Consider the following 15,442-nt stretch of genomic DNA (forward strand, 5'->3'; position numbering starts at 1 on the left):
GCTGCTACAGTCCCGCAAGATCGGAAAACATGCGCGCAGAGGTAAGCATCAGGAACAGACCAAAGGCCAGACGCAGGGCACGGCGCGGAATGCTATGGGCCAGCTTCACCCCGAGCCGCGCAAAGCTGGTGCTCAAGGGAATGATCACCGCTGCCAGAAACAGATTGACGTAGCCAAAGGAAAACGGCGGCAGGCCGTCGGCGCCAAACCCGGTCGCCATATAGATCAGAGCTCCGGGGACGCCGATCACAAACCCAATGGCCGCCGAGGTGCCAACGGCCTTGCGAATATCATAGCCGAGGAAATTCAACAGCGGCACGCAGACAGTGCCGCCGCCAATCCCCATCATCGCAGAGATCGCCCCGGCCACAACACCCAAGGCTGCCCAGACCGGTTTGGCAAAGCTGCGGGGCGCAGATTCTCCGCCGCCGCTACGCAGGATCATATCAAGGGCGACGATGGCTGCCACAGTGGCAAAGACCGCGATCAGCACCTTGCCGGACACCAACCCTCCCAAGACACCGCCAATCACCACGCCAAGCAGGATCGATGGCGCCCAGAGCTTGAGCAGCCCCATATCGATGGCGCCTTTGCGGTAATGGCCATAGCCCGATGACAAAGAGGTAAACACAATTGTCGCCAGCGATGTCCCAACCGCCACCTGCATGGTGAGGGCGCTGTCCATCCCGGTCAGCGACAAGGCCAGGTAAAGGGCCGGCACAATAACAATGCCGCCACCAACCCCCAACAGACCGGCCAATATGCCGCCCACAACGCCCGAACCGGCAGCCACAGCTGCCAGGGTCAATAGGGTCTCGGTTTCAAACATGGCTCTGTTTCCTGTTCTTGCTTGTGTCTTGTTCGCGCTGGTGCTCGAGTGCTGCCCTTAGCGGCCGACCGCGTAGGCCTGCATCAATCGTGGCGTTGCCGCCGCTTGCAGGCTGCCGTCCGCATGACGCAAAGCAGCGGTCAAACGGCCCACGGTCCAATCCTCCGCCACTGTCACCAGATGACCGCGCTGGCGCAGATCAGTGATCACCGCATCGCCGTAGGCTGCCTCAATCATCATTTCCCCGGGCAGGGCCGCACGTGGGAAAAAGCTGCCCTGAAAATGCATGGAATGAAACAGTGGCGCGTCTAACCCTGCCTGCAGATCCAGCCCATGATGCACAAAGCGCAGGAACCAGATCAATTGCCATTGATCCTGCTGATCCCCACCCGGAGTGCCAAAGACCAACCGGGTGCCATCTTTCTCTGCCAGGCTTGGTGTCAGGGTGGTACGCGGGCGTCGCCCCGGGGCCAAGGAGGTCGGCAGGCCTTCTTCCAGCCAGAACATCTGGGCGCGACTGTTCAGAGGAAAGCCCAGCCCCGGCACCACGGGGCTCGATTGCAACCAGCCGCCTGATGGTGTTGCAGAGACCATGTTGCCCCAGCGATCAATCACATCCAGGTGCACGGTATCGCCGCGCTTTTCCGTGAGATGCGCCATGGTCGGTTCCTGAGGCGCAGCATCCGTGACACCAAAATCCTTCGCAGCACGGGCTATATAGGCCTCGGCCTGATGCTCAAACCCCGGCACCCGCCCCGGGCGTTGCTCCAGCGAGGCCTGATCGGTGATCAGCGCCGCACGCGCGGCATTATAATCCTCTGACAGCAGCACATCCATCGGCACAGCACTGTGATCCGGGTCACCGTAATAGGCCTCGCGGTCGGCATAGGCGAGTTTCATCGCCTCAATGACTGTATGCGTGAATGCGGCCCCCATGGGATCCATCGCTGCCAAGTCAAAATGTTTCAGGATCGCCAGGCTTTGCAACAGCACGGGCCCCTGCGACCAAGCCTGGGTCTTGTGGACCTTCCAGCCGTGGTACTCATAGCTCAGCGTCTCTTCATAGCCAGCCCGCCATTGGGCCAGATCCGCTGCCGTCAGCACGGCACTGTTCTTTTGCTCAGAGACGTCATGCACATGTGCTGTTTTCAAATAGTCACAAATTGCCTCGGCAACAAAACCTTCCGCCCAGGCACTGCGGGCGGCGTCAATCTGTGCCACGCGGTCCTCTCCACTTGCCTCACCCAGATCCACCAGGCGCTGATAGGTCCGGGCAAGGTCGGGGTTCTTGAAATTGCTATTGGGTGCAGGGGCCGTGCCATCCGGGCACCAGGTTGCAGCGGAGGAGGGCCACTCATCGGCAAAGTACTCCGCAAGCCCGGCAATTGTATGGGCGACCCGCGGCAAGACGGGATGGCCATCACGGGCATAGGAAATCGCCGGTTCCATCACCTGCGCCAGGGACAGGGTACCATGGTCACGCAGCATCAGCATCCAGCCATCAAAGGCGCCGGGAATGACCGTCGCCAACAATCCAGACCCCGGGATGAGCTGCAAGCCCTGCGCCCGGTAATGCGCAATCGTAGCTCCTGCGGGTGCAGGTCCCTGGGCCGCAAGCACCTCTGTCTTGTCACTTTGAGCCGAATGGAAAATGGCCGGCAAATCCCCTGCCGGGCCGTTCAGATGAGGCTCCACCACCTGCAGCACCAACCCGGCTGCAACGGCCGCATCAAAGGCATTGCCGCCGCGTTCCAGAATGCCAAAGCCCACCGCAGAAGCAATCCAATGGGTCGAGGTGGCAACCCCAAAGGAGCCGCGAATTTCCGGCCTTGTGGTAAACCCCTGCATCCTTGCCCCCTCGCTACCAGTTGAACCAATGTTGAATTGGTTCAACAAGCACGCAAAGACCTGCCCGAGTCAAGCCTTGCAGCAAGGCAAAGGGGATCAGATAGGTCAGAACAGCGTGGGTCAATTTTTGCGGGGTGGTCCTTCGTTAATCAGATCAAACACCGTGGCGCCGGTATCCGCCGAGGTCACCGTACGGCGGAACATCCCAAACATCTCGCGCCCTACGCCCTGTTGATAGGCGCTGAGATCAGCGCTGGCACAGGCACGCTCCAATACTCCGGGCGTGAGAATCTCCAGCACGCCAGCAGAGGCGTCCAAACGGATCACATCGCCATCGCGAAGCTTGGAAATGGGGCCGCCATCCAGCGCTTCGGGCACCACATGAATGGCCGCAGGCACCTTGCCCGAGGCCCCTGACATGCGCCCATCAGTGACCAGCGCCACCCTGTGCCCCCGCCCCTGCAGGATCGCCAGCATCGGGGTCAGGCTGTGCAGCTCTGGCATGCCATTGGCCTTGGGGCCCTGAAACCGCACGACAACAATCGTATCGCCAGTGAACTCGCCTGCCTTAAAGGCCGCCTTGGCGTCCTCCTGATCATGAAACACCCGCGCAGGCGCCTCGATCACATGGTGCTTTTCATCCACTGCCGAGACCTTGATCACTGCGGTTCCCAGCGAACCTGTCAGGCGCTTGAGCCCGCCAGAGGCCTGAAACGGCTCTGCGGCGGGGCGAACAATCGCCTCATTCAAGCTCTCCGTGGTGCCAGGGCGGAAGGTCAGCCCCTCCTCCGACAGGAAGGGCTCTTGGGTGTAGTTGGCCAGCCCATCGCCCGCCACAGTTTTGGTGTCGCCATGCAGGAAGCCCGCGCCCAAGAGCTCTCCGATCAAAAAGCCAAGACCACCTGCGGCGTGGAAGTGGTTCACATCGGCCAGCCCGTTTGGATAGACCCGCGCCAGCAATGGCACCACCTCGGACAGATCCGCAAAATCCTGCCAGTCCAGAATGATGCCCCCAGCCCGCGCCATGGCGATGAGATGGATCAGCAGATTGGTTGACCCGCCCGTCGCCATCAGCCCAACAATGCCATTGGCATAGGTCTTTTCATCCAGGATCTGACAGACCGGCGTGTAGCTGTTGCCAAGCGCTGAAAGCGACAGCGCCCTATTGGCGCCTTCAACAGTCAACGCCTCACGCAGCTTGGTGCCCGGATTGACAAAGCTGGACCCAGGCAGATGTAACCCCATGAATTCCATCAACATCTGATTGGAATTGGCAGTGCCATAAAAGGTGCAGGTGCCGGGGCCATGATAGGCGGCCATTTCTGCCTTCAGCAATTCATCCCGCCCGATCTCTCCGGCGGCGAATTTCTGGCGGATCTGAGCCTTTTCATCATTGGCCAATCCGCTGGTCATAGGGCCGGCTGGCAGGAAAACCGCCGGAATATGGCCAAAGGCCTGCGCCCCAATCACCAGCCCCGGCACGATCTTGTCACAGACCCCGAGGTAGACCGCCGCATCAAAAACATTGTGGCTCAGCGCGATGCCCGCCGCCATGGCGATGGTATCGCGGGAAAACAGGCTCAGCTCCATGCCTGCCTCCCCCTGGGTGACGCCATCACACATGGCAGGCACCCCGCCCGCCACCTGAGCAGTACCGCCAGCCCCCCGCAGAGCCTCACGGATCAGCGCCGGATATGTCTCAAAGGGTTGATGCGCCGACAGCATATCATTGTAAGCCGTCACAATGCCCAGATGCCCCAGGCTGGCCTGCGCCAAAGTTGCCTGATCAGCACCAGCAGCCGCATAGGCATGGGCCTGCCCCGAACAGCTGAGATGCGCCCGCGCCGGCCCCTTGCCAGCAGCGGCCTCCATGCGTTCAAGATAGGCCCTACGACTTGAGGCGCTGCGGGCGATGATCCGGTCGGTGACCTCGGCGAGAGTTTTATTTGGTCGCATGTTGGAGGCCTTTCGGGTGTCTGACGGGGCTAGCCATGAGCGGGCAAGGGGTGGCGGCGGATCATATCAGGCGCCTATCGTGCGCCAACGACGGTTGTCGCGGTGCATCAACAAGAGTGAATCTTCAGGTCCGGAGCTGCCACGATCATAGGCCTGTGGCACCGCTCCTGCCTGGCTCCAGCCAGCAATGATGGGATCGGCCCAGGCCCAGGCGGCCTCAACCTCATCGCCACGCATGAACAGAGTTTGATTGCCACGGATGACATCCATGATCAGCCGCTCATAGGCGTCCTGGGGCCGCCCCGCTTCGGGCAGAGAGTCGGCAAAGGTCATGTCCAGATTTGCAGCCGTCAGGCGCATACCGCCCGGACCCGGATCCTTGATGGTGGTGCGCAGGATGATGCCTTCATCAGGTTGCAGGCGGATCACCAGCACATTGCCATGCACCCCCGCCGCACCTTCAAAAATATTGTGGGGCGGGTCGCGAAAATAGACCGCAATCTCACTTTCGCGCGCACGCAGGCATTTGCCTGTCCGCAGATAAAAGGGCGTTCCCGCCCAGCGCCAATTGGCCACCTGCACCTTCATCGCAATAAAGCTCTCGGTACGGCTGCTGGGATCGCCGGCGTGATCCAGATAGCTGTCTGCATCAGAGGTGGCCGGGTTGGCGCGATATTGCCCTCGCGCCAGATCATTCTGTGAGACCGGCTCCAGGGATTCAATCACTTTGACCTTCTCATCGCGCACCGCATTGGGCGTAAACCTTGAGGGCGGTTCCATCGCGGTGAGGCAGAGCAGCTGCATCAGGTGGTTTTGCACCATGTCCCGCATCGCACCGGAACGGTCATAATACTCTCCGCGCCCAGAGACGCCGATGCTTTCGGCAACAGTGATCTGCACATGGTCGATATGGGTGGAGTTCCACAAAGGCTCAAACAGGGAATTGGCAAAGCGCAGCGCCATCAGGTTCTGCACGGTTTCCTTGCCCAGATAGTGGTCGATCCGGTAGATCTGGCTTTCGTCAAAATGATCTCCCAGCGCCGCATTCAGGGCCTGCGCCGAGGCGAGGTCATGGCCAAACGGCTTTTCCAGAACGATCCGGCTGTCGGGGGTGGCTATGCCACAGCTGCTGAGACGGCTGGCGATTTCAGGGAACAGACTGGGGCCAACCGAGAGATAGAAAGCCCGGATCACATCCGGGCGCAGATGGGCCTTCAGCTCCTGCCAGCCGCTATCGCCCTTAGCCTCCACTGGCACATAGTCCAACAGCTGCACGAAAGCGGCGATATCCTCTTCTCCAGTTTCGCCTTCCTGGCCAAACTCCCGAATGGCCTCGGCCACCAGCTCCTGAAACCCTGCCCGATCCAACCTGCTGCGCGAGGTGCCGACAATGCGGCTTTTGGGACAGAATTGAGCGATCTGGAAACGATGAAACAGGCTGGGCAGGATTTTGCGCCGTGCCAGATCTCCAGTGGCACCAAAGAGAACCAAATCAAAGGGATCAACGGGGATGACGCGAGAAACCATAGTGTATCAGATCCAGTTATGATGGGCGCCCCTCTGGGCGTTCCTCAGGGTGTGGGTTTGGGCGCTGTCAGTTTGGCCACCAGCCCAAGGGTGGAACCATCCTTGCTCATATCCTTGGCGCCCTGAATGAGGGGCAGCAGATCAACGGCAAGTTCCTTGCCCAGCTCGACGCCCCATTGATCAAACGAATTGATACCCCAGATGACGCCTTCGGTGAAAACACGATGCTCATACAGGGCAATGATCTGACCCAGTGCAAAGGGGGTCAGGCGCGGATAAGCCAGCGTAACCGATGGGCGATTGCCGGGAAAGGTCAGATGGGCTGTCATGCGATCGAGGTCATCTTCGGCAATGCCTCGGCTCTCGGCCAGGGCCCGGGCCTGCTCTGATGAGCGCCCCCGCATCAAGGCTTCGGATTGGGCCAGACAATTGGCTTTGAGCAGATCATGCTGATGCGTCAGCGCGGGTTCATGCCCTTCTGCGGCAATAAGGAACTCTGCCGGCACCACATGGGTGCCCTGGTGCAGCAATTGATAAAAGGCATGCTGGCCATTGGTGCCGGGCTCTCCCCAGACAATAGGGCCAGAGGCGCGCGCAACAGGAGCCCCCTCCAGCGTGACACCCTTGCCGTTGCTCTCCATATCCAGCTGTTGCAGATAGGCCGGCAGCCGCGCCAGCCGCTGTTCATAGGGCAGGATTGCCCGGGTGGCGTAGCCGCAGATATTGCTGTGCCAGATCCCTACAAGCCCAAGCAGCACCGGTAGGTTGTTACGAAGATCCGCACTTTGAAAATGCCGATCCATTGCCGCCGCCCCGCTGAGCAGAGCCCGGAAGTTTTCACTACCAACCGCAATCAGGATGGGCAGACCAACTGGCCCCCAAAGCGAATATCGCCCACCGACCCAATCGCCAAAACCAAAGACGCGCTCCGGAGAAATACCCATTTCGGCAGTTTTGTCCAAAGCAGTTGAAACCGCCGCCAAATGCTGGCTTGCCTGATCGCCAAGGGCGGCGCGCAGCCAGTTGATCGCCGTTGCTGCATTGGTCATGGTCTCAACAGTGGTAAAGGACTTGGAGGCGATGACGATCAGCGTGGTTTGCGGGTCCAGCCCTTCCAGGCTATCCGTGATATCGGCACCATCCACATTGGAGATAAAGTGGCAGCGTGGCCCATCGTGATAGGGCGCAAGAGCTTTGACCGCCATCACCGGGCCCAGGTCGGAACCCCCGATGCCGATATTCACCACATCCGTGAAACGCGCCCCTGTTGCGCTTTTGTGTAGGCCATTGCGCAGACCGCCGGCAAAACTCTCCATCCGTTGCTTAGTATGGTGAATGTCATGCATAACATCCTCACCATCGACCAGCACCACGGGTTCGCCCTGTGCCCGCAAGGCAGTATGCAACACGGCCCGGCCTTCTGTCACATTGATCGGGTCACCGCGGAACATGCCCTGGATCTTGCTGGCCAGGCCAGCTTTCTCTGCCAGGTCGATCAGCAAGTTCAGCCCGACATCATCCAGGCTGGTTTTGGAGTAATCCAGTAATAGCCCGTCAGCTTCGCAAGAAAAGGTCTGAAACCTGTTTGGATCCAGCTCAAACAGGTCGGCAATCGTCGTCGCGCAAGTCTGCCGACGATGTTCGCTCAGCCCTGACCAGATTTTGTTCATTTTCAAATACCTTTACGAAACCACTTAGCCGAATCACACCTCCTGCCCTTATGCAATACAGTTAGCGCTAACAGGGAGGGGTGAGAACCCCTTATTCTTGATTGCCTCCACACCACCCGGCAGAGAAGAAAGCAGCGGGCAACTGTAGGGAATGGGAGGGCTGAGGCTCCTCACCGCACAAAGGGTGTCCTTGCGCAACACCCCATGTGAGCACGGTGACCTGGGAGGGTTTCACCCCCCTGGTCGCCCTGCGGGCACCAGGCTGCTGAATGGTTTTCCGGTGGCCTCTTCATATTCCTGCTCATCCCAGAACCCGATCAGGATGCCGCCCTCGGCGGCAATTTTCTGGCTGGCAAGGACCGCCGGTGTCGCTGTGATGCGGGTGTGATGGCGCCGCGACCAATCCAGCAACGCGGCCTCCATACGGGCGCGCACGGCGATGTGTTCTGCCGCATCCGAAGCGCCAAGGTCGGTCAATTCCTGCGGATCCGTTTCCAGATCAAACAGTACCGGACGGAAGGTTTCGCAGCGGATGAACTTCCAACGGCCGTCAAAAATCATCACCGTATGGGCCTGTTCCTGCGCCACACCCAGCTCGCGCGCCATTTCGGACCAGTGATAGTCATGTTCGCAGATAGCATAGCGCCGGGAGAAGCCATCCGTCCCGGTCAGGATCGGGGTCAGGTCGCGCCCCTCGATGATATGGGGTTTGGCCTCCGCACCAAGTGCATTCATGAAGGTTGGCGCCAGGTCGATCATCTCGACCAGCTCTTCAGCAACCGAGCCACGCGACGCATCGGCCTCTGGGCGGGGATCCGCAATGATCAGCGGTACTTTGGCAGCGACATCGTGGTAGAAATCCTTGTCCCCCATCCAGTGATCACCCATGTAATCACCATGATCCGAGGTAAAAGCGATGATGGTATTGTCGCTCAGCCCCGCCTCATCCATCCAGGCAAAGAGCCGCCCCAGATTATCATCCAGCTGCTTGATCAGCCCCATATAGGCGGGGATCACATGTTCGCGCACATGATCGCGGGCAAAGCTGCGACAGACGCGGGCATTGAGATAGGCCCCCAGCAGCGGATGATCGGTGTCGCGCTCGGCCTCACTGCGGATCGGGTCAACCACATGTTCGGGCCCGTACATGTCATGATAGGGCGCGGGCACGATATAGGGCCAATGCGGTTTGATATAGGACAGATGACACATCCAGGGTCGCCCATCAGCACTGGCCTCGGTCATAAAATCAATCGCCCGGTTGGTCATATAGGCGGTCTCGGAATGCTCTTCCGGCACATCGGCTGGCAGGCGCGAGTTTTTCAGCAACCAGGCCGACAGGCGCTCGCCCTCTTCATCCAGACCGGAATTGGCAAAGTCACCCCAGGGGTTTTCCGACTTGTAGCCGTTTTTCACCAGGTAATCGTCGTAGGCAGACCAGTTCTGCCGCGCGCTGTCGGGATGCAGCCCATCGTCGCGCTCAAAGGGTTCAAAGCCGCATTCCGAGCGGCTCACTCCGATGGTGCTGTTGGGATCAATACCTAGCCAGGCCATGCCCTCCAGATCTGCGCGCATATGGGTTTTACCCACCAAAACCGCCCGCGCCCCTGCTTCGCGCAGATGATCGCCCAGGGTCGGCTCGCCCACCCGCAGCGGCATGCCGTTCCAGGTCGATCCGTGACTGCGTACATAGCGCCCCGTATAGGCCGACATCCGCGAGGGGCCACAAACTGGCGACTGGATATAGGCCTTGTTGAACTGCACGCCACGCTTGGCCAGCGCATCAATATGCGGCGTGTGCAGATGCGGATGGCCATAGCAGCTCAGGTAGTCAAATCGCAGCTGATCCGCCATGATCCACAGGACATTGGGGCGTTTACTCATGGGTTTTTCTCCTCCTCCAGCAGGTCCTCTACGGGCTGGCGAAGAAACTCTTCGAGCCGATCAAATAGACCTGCAAACTGCTCTAATTCCTCTGCAGAAAAGACACGTCGAAGCCCTTCCCGCCGTTTTCTCATGATTGGGGCGGCCTGTGCATAGGCCGCGCGGCCCGCTTCGGTCAAAGCGACATTCATCTGGCGGCGGTCTTCCGCGTCCCGCTCCATGGTGACAAAACCCTTGCGCCGCATCCCCGGCAGGGCGCGGCTCAGCTGCGAATGATCCACCCGCTGGATTGAGGCCATCTCGCGGATCGACAAAGGGCCCGCCTCACTGAGATCCCAAAGCACCCGCCATTCCACCACCGACAGCCCACCAGCACGTTGCAGGAATTTCGCCGCCTGCCCGCGAGATGCAGCATAGGCCGCAGGCATCCGGGCAAAGATATTCACCTCTTCCCGGGCGCGCCGCGCTTTGATCCGCTCGGCCTTTGTTAGGACAGGTTTTGGCATGCGTTCCTCCGAGATCCCATAAAGCCGCAAAACCACATACATGACAAGTCATGTATTGGAACACCCCCACCCAGGTAGCGGACATGCCACTGCCCCAAGCACAGCGGCCTGACGTTCAAGGATGATGCCAGAGCCCTATTCAGCCAGGCTGGAGCCCGCAGGAGCGTTTTCACGCAGGGCGCCGCGGTAGGCTTTTGGGGTTTGACCAGACCAGCGTTTAAAAGCGCGCGAAAAGGCGCTTTGTTCGGAGAACCCGGTCAAAAAGGCTATCTCGGAAAAGGAATAGGTTGATGAGCGAATAAGCTGCTGGGCAAGTTTGCGACGGGCCTCATCGGTGAGGGACTGAAAGCTATGGCCCCTCTCACTCAGACGTCGTTGAAAGGTACGCCCGCCCAGCCCCATGTTTTTTGAAACCTCTGACAGCTGCGGCACCCCGCCACTGAGCAGTTTTGCTATTTCTTCCACAACACGGGCTTCAAAGCTTGGCTCTTGGTCCGGCTCTTTTTCCATCATCTGATCTAGATGAGAGATCAGGTATCTCCAGACCCCAGCATCGCCAATGGCACAGGGTTGATCAACGTCCCACAGATCAAAATGCAAAGCATCAGACGGCGCTCCAAATTCCGGTTCGCAGCCAAAATGTTCAACCAGGGCCTCAATAGATCCCTGTCTTTCATGCACGAACTGAACATGACAGGGCTTTAGATCCTGCGTGGTTGTTTCGCGACAAAGCGTCAGTGTGGTGCCCATTGCGGCCTCTCTGGACAAAAAGCTGCCAATCCCGCCAGGGTCAGGGACCTGCATGGACCAACAGAACCGATCGCCCTCTTGCATGGCAGAGAAACTGGCAAAGCGGTTATGCAGCCGAGTGTAGCGCCAAATGCGCTGAAACCCGTGACGCAGGGTTGGGGCAGATTTAAAGGCAAGCCCAAAGACCCCAAATTCATCGCACCGCATGCTCTGGCAGGTCTTCATGTGGAACTTCAGGTCGGGAAGTTCGCTTTCGGCGATGACTTCCATCAGGGCATGATAGGTGGCAACCGGCACCATCACGGAAGGATCATCGATCATTTCCGGCGTCAGCCCAATCAGATCCAGCAGCTTTCCCTTGTCTGGGATCTGATCCGCATTCTCGATCTGTTTTTTGGCGTAGATAGTCGAAACGGAGGTCAATTCTCTACTCCAGAAGAACACTCATAGGGGAGAGGAAGCATTTTGGCTGCGAACAAAACCCCATAACAAATACGTTACCACAGGTTCAGCCTTTGGCATGCGCTGTCAAGTCTTTGGCACATCCAGTCAATATTTCGGCACCGCTAGTCACCTATTCATTCAGGCATCCGAAGGGTTTGGAGCTGTCGCTTCGCTGCAAAATCAAGCCCGGCCCTTCTGCGCTTCGTTTGGACACAAGGAATAGATCAATGAACAGCTCTCTCATGCCGCTCTTCAAATTCATCATTATTGCCTTACTCGGGGGCTGTGCGACCCTGACAGCAGCCACACTGGTTCTGGATCTTGGCCCCCCGCAGGCCCGGGCCGAGATCCAGCCTATCGCTGCGTTTTTATTGTTCGATCAGGCCCTATCCCACCTGACGTAGAGGCGTTTAGGCTCTAAGGATCGGTACTCGAATAGGGTTACCCCCCCATTGCCCCACTCCTGGCAAAGCGGGCTGTGCCACCAAAGAGGGTCAATCTTCCAAAAGGTGTCTGATCTTGGAGATCAAAACAGGTCCGGAAATCGGCTTGTTCAGCAGAAGGCATCTTGAAAGATCTGAGAGGCCGTCGAGAGCATCCGAGCCATAGCCGGTTAAGACGACAATTGGAACTTCGCCAAATGTGTCTCGGGCCTGGCGCACCCAATCCACCCCCTGAATGGACCCCGGCATTGTCAGGTCAGTGACCAGCAAATCAAAACCCGTTGAGCTGGTAGCCAACTCCAAAGCCGCCGCCCCGTTGCTGGCCTCTGTCACGTTGAAGCCCGAGGCTGAAAGCCGCTTGCTTAGCGCGTGCCGGACATCTTCGTCATCTTCAACCAACAGGATTTTTTCATCGCCCAACAGCTCTGTGGAGGTATCACTGCCCGCGACCGTCTCCAGCTCCTCTGATGTGACCGGGAACCTCAGTTCAACCGTTGTCCCCTGTTCCCAGATGCTATGAATACGAATTTGGCCACCTGACTGGGTCACAAAACCATGCACCATCGCCAGGCCCATTCCAGAGCCTTTGTCGATTTCCTTTGTTGTGAAAAAGGGTTCAAATACCTTGTTCAAAGCCTCCTCTTTGATCCCTATTCCAGTATCGGTGACAGACACGACCACCTGATCAACCAAAGGCTCCCTGCCTTCTGTCCCATCTGAACTCAGGTTGGAGACGGAAAGTGTCAGCCTGCCACCACCCGGCATCGCATCCCGGGCGTTCAACACCAGGTTCAAAATCGCGTTCTCTAGCTGCCCCTGATCCAGAAGAACGGCCTTTAAATCCGGGTCATATGAAAACGCTACAGAGATGTTCTCAGGCAAGGTCCGACGCAGCATTTCCTCAATACCGCCCAAGACCAGATCAATTCTGAGCACCTGCGGAACCAATTGGGCACGGCGCCCAAAGGACAGCAGGTCATAGGTCAGCTTTGCCCCGCGTTTGGTCGCCAGAAGCGCCTGATCGGTGAATTTCTGCGATGTCGCGTCGAGCTCCTTTTGGTCCTTCAGTAGTTCAAGATTCCCCATGATCACCGAAAGCAAATTATTGAAATCATGCGCAACACCCCCAACCAACCGCCCGATCGCGTCAAACTTTTGCGTCTCCAGAGCAAATTTCTCCGCTTTCTTACGCAGGTCCATCTCTGCACTCAGCGCTTCAACTGTCGTGGCAAGGTCCGAGGTACGTGCCTGAACAACACGACGCAGGATGAAGATAAGCGCCCCCGACAGTAACAGCACTGAAGCTGTGATAAGGGCGGCAGTCGTCAGCCAACCGGGGAGTGGTGCTTTGTGAAATGAGATCCATTCGTACTCAGCTGAATGAAACTCCGATCCAAATGTCATTTGCTGTCGGTAAGAGGCCAGATTCATCGCCTGCACAAAGCTGTGCGGGGCATCTGTCGGGACGATGTAATGATAGGAATTGACCTGAAATGGCAATTCAGGAATGCGCAGGCTGTTTTGCTCGGCCATTTTGACTGCAAAGAAGGTGTTGGTAATTGCCATATCCGCATCACCGACCAGAATGGCATCAATCGCGCCCTGCACGGATGACGTCCAGATCAGCTTGCTCTTCAACCCCTCCTCCCGCAATACCCGGCTCAGGTCGCGCTCCTGAATGCTATTGGCAAGAACGGCGATCCGCTTTCCTTCAAAATCCTGTAGCGATGCAATCTCAACCTTCTCGGAGGTGACAATTGTGGACCAAGAATAGATGAGCGCCTCATTGATGAACTGAAACTGCTGCGCCCGTTCTTCAGAAAAGGCCACGTCCGGCATCAGGTCGAGCTGCCCCTGCCGCACCATTTCCAGACAGGTTTCCCACTCACAGTCGATATATTCAAAGTCATACCCCAATCCGGTGAGTATGGCCTCCGTCACCTCCGGCCAGAACCCTGTCGGTTGCCCCTTCTCATCGCGAAAGATCTTGGGAGGGTTTTCATAAAACCCGACCCGCAGCGGATCTGCATTCCCCTGTCCGGGCAATGCTGCAAGGACAGCCAAACCGACCAGGGCGCCGCAAAGTCTATACAGGTATTCCTTTATCACTAGATGTGCCCTTTGACGTCTCAAGCCCAATCCGTTCTGAACATTCCCACAGGTCTTTGCAGGAGAGGGGATGCCTAGTCCAAGCACCAGTTTCACTCGGGTTTATACCCTGCATTTCGCAGGATATCCCGATTGATGTCGTTGACCGCCTCGTTCAGCATCTCCTGAACATCGGCCCCGCCGGCGATCTCGACCAATGCTCTTTCAAACACTTTTGCGATCACAACATAGCTGGGGGATACCGGACGCAGCATTGCCTGCTGTCGTGACAAATCGACAAACCCCGACAAGCGCCCATCGGGGCCGTAGTTCTTCGACGCCTTTGCCGCGGCAGGGGTCGGCGGGATCAACCCCAAGGTATCCGCGATGCTAGAAAGGTACCGGTCCTGGATCGCAAATTCCACAAAGGCACTGGCTCCGGTGACATGCTCTGACGTGGCAGAAACACCAAACTGCCAACTGCCTGCGCCAATCACGCTGCCCTTGCCAAAATCAGGCGCAGGCAAATACACAACGTCCTCACCATGGGCTTCGATAACGTCCAGCACTGTCCAGTTGCCATTCCAGGCCATAGCATAGGTGCCATCAATCAAACCTTCGGTCCGATCTTTCTGGGCTAATCCTACAGCTGGAACCAGCGCGCGCGTAAACAGGGATTGCCACCATGCCCCAAAACGCAATGCGGCCTCGCCATTCAGCACCCCCTGCGCGGTCATATAGGTGGATCGGTCAACCAGATCGCCCCCGTAGCTTTGCAAAAAGGGGCTTAACGCATAGGGAAACCATTCCCCCTCCCCGGAGACCCCCAGGTCGAGCGGATAATCGAACTCTCCTGAAGCCTTGATTTTAACCAGGGCCGCTTCGAACTCGGTGGCGGTCCATGGCTCAGCAAGGCTAGGCAAACGTATGTCATATTTTGCCAAAGTGGATTTGCGTGTCAGGATCGCAAGGGCGGCCTCCCAGAGGCCAACCGAGTAGATCTCGCCATTCCAGCGCCCGACGGTAGAGGGCAGAAAAGGATCTACAAGAGAGGCATCAATTGCCAAGGGCTGCAAATACCCCTGCCAGGCCCAATTGGCGACCACGGGTGCATCGACGTCAATAATATCAGGCAGGTTCCCGGTCCAAGCCGCCTGAACAACAGCATCGTTATAACTGCCTTCCGGGATACTCTTCAGTATGACTTTCCAATCCGGTTGGCTGGCGTTGAAGTCATCAACAATCTCCAGAATGATTCCCCGTTCAAGCTCATTCTGAGATCCATGATACCACATGCTCAGCTCGGTTTGCGCCGCGGCCGGACGGGCAAAGAACATTGAGGCAAGCAAGGGTATGATGAGTCCAAACCGCGAAACCACTATCGATCTACCTTCCAATAACTGACCCAACCGCCCTTTGAAGCAAGAACTCAACCCTGGGCGCACCTCCACAATCTTAGGGCTAACGTAATCCGACTTCGCCACAGACGACCACCCT

General features: G+C 58.0%; 11 protein-coding genes. 1 reads left to right on the plus strand and 10 read right to left on the minus strand.

Annotated features, from left to right (window positions below):
• Positions 1–4: 4 nt before the first annotated feature.
• The 8 genes from ED661_RS07115 to ED661_RS07150 form a co-directional block, all read right to left on the minus strand.
• Positions 5–829 carry a sulfite exporter TauE/SafE family protein gene (locus tag ED661_RS07115; RefSeq protein ID WP_122073194.1) on the minus strand — a complete coding sequence of 275 codons (825 nt, stop codon included), beginning with the start codon at positions 827–829 and terminating at the stop codon, positions 5–7.
• Positions 830–886: 57 nt separating this feature from the next.
• The gene (locus tag ED661_RS07120) at positions 887–2,677 is read right to left on the minus strand and encodes a gamma-glutamyltransferase family protein (RefSeq protein ID WP_122073195.1); all 1,791 of its coding nucleotides are present in this window, start codon (positions 2,675–2,677) and stop codon (positions 887–889) included.
• 120 nt (positions 2,678–2,797) lie between these two features.
• On the minus strand, positions 2,798–4,633 hold the full coding sequence (gene edd / locus ED661_RS07125) for a phosphogluconate dehydratase (RefSeq protein ID WP_122073196.1): 1,836 nt from the start codon (positions 4,631–4,633) through the stop codon (positions 2,798–2,800).
• A 66-nt stretch (positions 4,634–4,699) separates the two neighbouring features.
• A complete protein-coding gene (gene zwf / locus ED661_RS07130) occupies positions 4,700–6,160 on the minus strand; it encodes a glucose-6-phosphate dehydrogenase (RefSeq protein WP_122073197.1) in 1,461 nt (486 codons plus the stop codon).
• A 44-nt stretch (positions 6,161–6,204) separates the two neighbouring features.
• Positions 6,205–7,830 carry a glucose-6-phosphate isomerase gene (pgi, locus tag ED661_RS07135; protein ID WP_122073369.1) on the minus strand — a complete coding sequence of 542 codons (1,626 nt, stop codon included), beginning with the start codon at positions 7,828–7,830 and terminating at the stop codon, positions 6,205–6,207.
• A gap of 231 nt (positions 7,831–8,061) precedes the next feature.
• Complete coding sequence (locus ED661_RS07140) at positions 8,062–9,714, minus strand: sulfatase-like hydrolase/transferase (RefSeq protein WP_122073198.1); 1,653 nt, start codon at positions 9,712–9,714, stop codon at positions 8,062–8,064.
• Positions 9,711–10,220 (minus strand): MarR family winged helix-turn-helix transcriptional regulator, encoded by a 510-nt coding sequence (locus tag ED661_RS07145; RefSeq protein ID WP_162930066.1) that lies wholly within the window; start codon positions 10,218–10,220, stop codon positions 9,711–9,713. Before ED661_RS07145 ends, ED661_RS07140 begins: the two co-directional genes overlap by 4 nt.
• Positions 10,221–10,355: 135 nt before the next feature.
• The gene (locus ED661_RS07150; RefSeq protein ID WP_122073200.1) at positions 10,356–11,393 is read right to left on the minus strand and encodes an AraC family transcriptional regulator; all 1,038 of its coding nucleotides are present in this window, start codon (positions 11,391–11,393) and stop codon (positions 10,356–10,358) included.
• A gap of 248 nt (positions 11,394–11,641) precedes the next feature.
• On the opposite strand from ED661_RS07150, the gene ED661_RS21900 reads away from it, so the two are divergent.
• Positions 11,642–11,818 carry a hypothetical protein gene (locus ED661_RS21900; protein ID WP_162930067.1) on the plus strand — a complete coding sequence of 59 codons (177 nt, stop codon included), beginning with the start codon at positions 11,642–11,644 and terminating at the stop codon, positions 11,816–11,818.
• A 90-nt stretch (positions 11,819–11,908) separates the two neighbouring features.
• Here ED661_RS21900 and ED661_RS07155 read toward each other — a convergent pair whose 3' ends face one another.
• Together ED661_RS07155 and ED661_RS07160 are read right to left on the minus strand one after the other, a co-directional pair.
• Positions 11,909–13,921, minus strand: coding sequence for an ATP-binding protein (locus ED661_RS07155; protein ID WP_162930068.1), 2,013 nt, complete (start codon positions 13,919–13,921; stop codon positions 11,909–11,911).
• Positions 13,922–14,058: 137 nt separating this feature from the next.
• The gene (locus ED661_RS07160) at positions 14,059–15,294 is read right to left on the minus strand and encodes an extracellular solute-binding protein (RefSeq protein ID WP_254054786.1); all 1,236 of its coding nucleotides are present in this window, start codon (positions 15,292–15,294) and stop codon (positions 14,059–14,061) included.
• Positions 15,295–15,442: the final 148 nt, after the last annotated feature.

Source organism: Pseudophaeobacter sp. EL27 (genome assembly GCF_900313025.1).
In the GTDB taxonomy this organism is placed as follows: Bacteria; Pseudomonadota; Alphaproteobacteria; order Rhodobacterales; family Rhodobacteraceae; genus Pseudophaeobacter.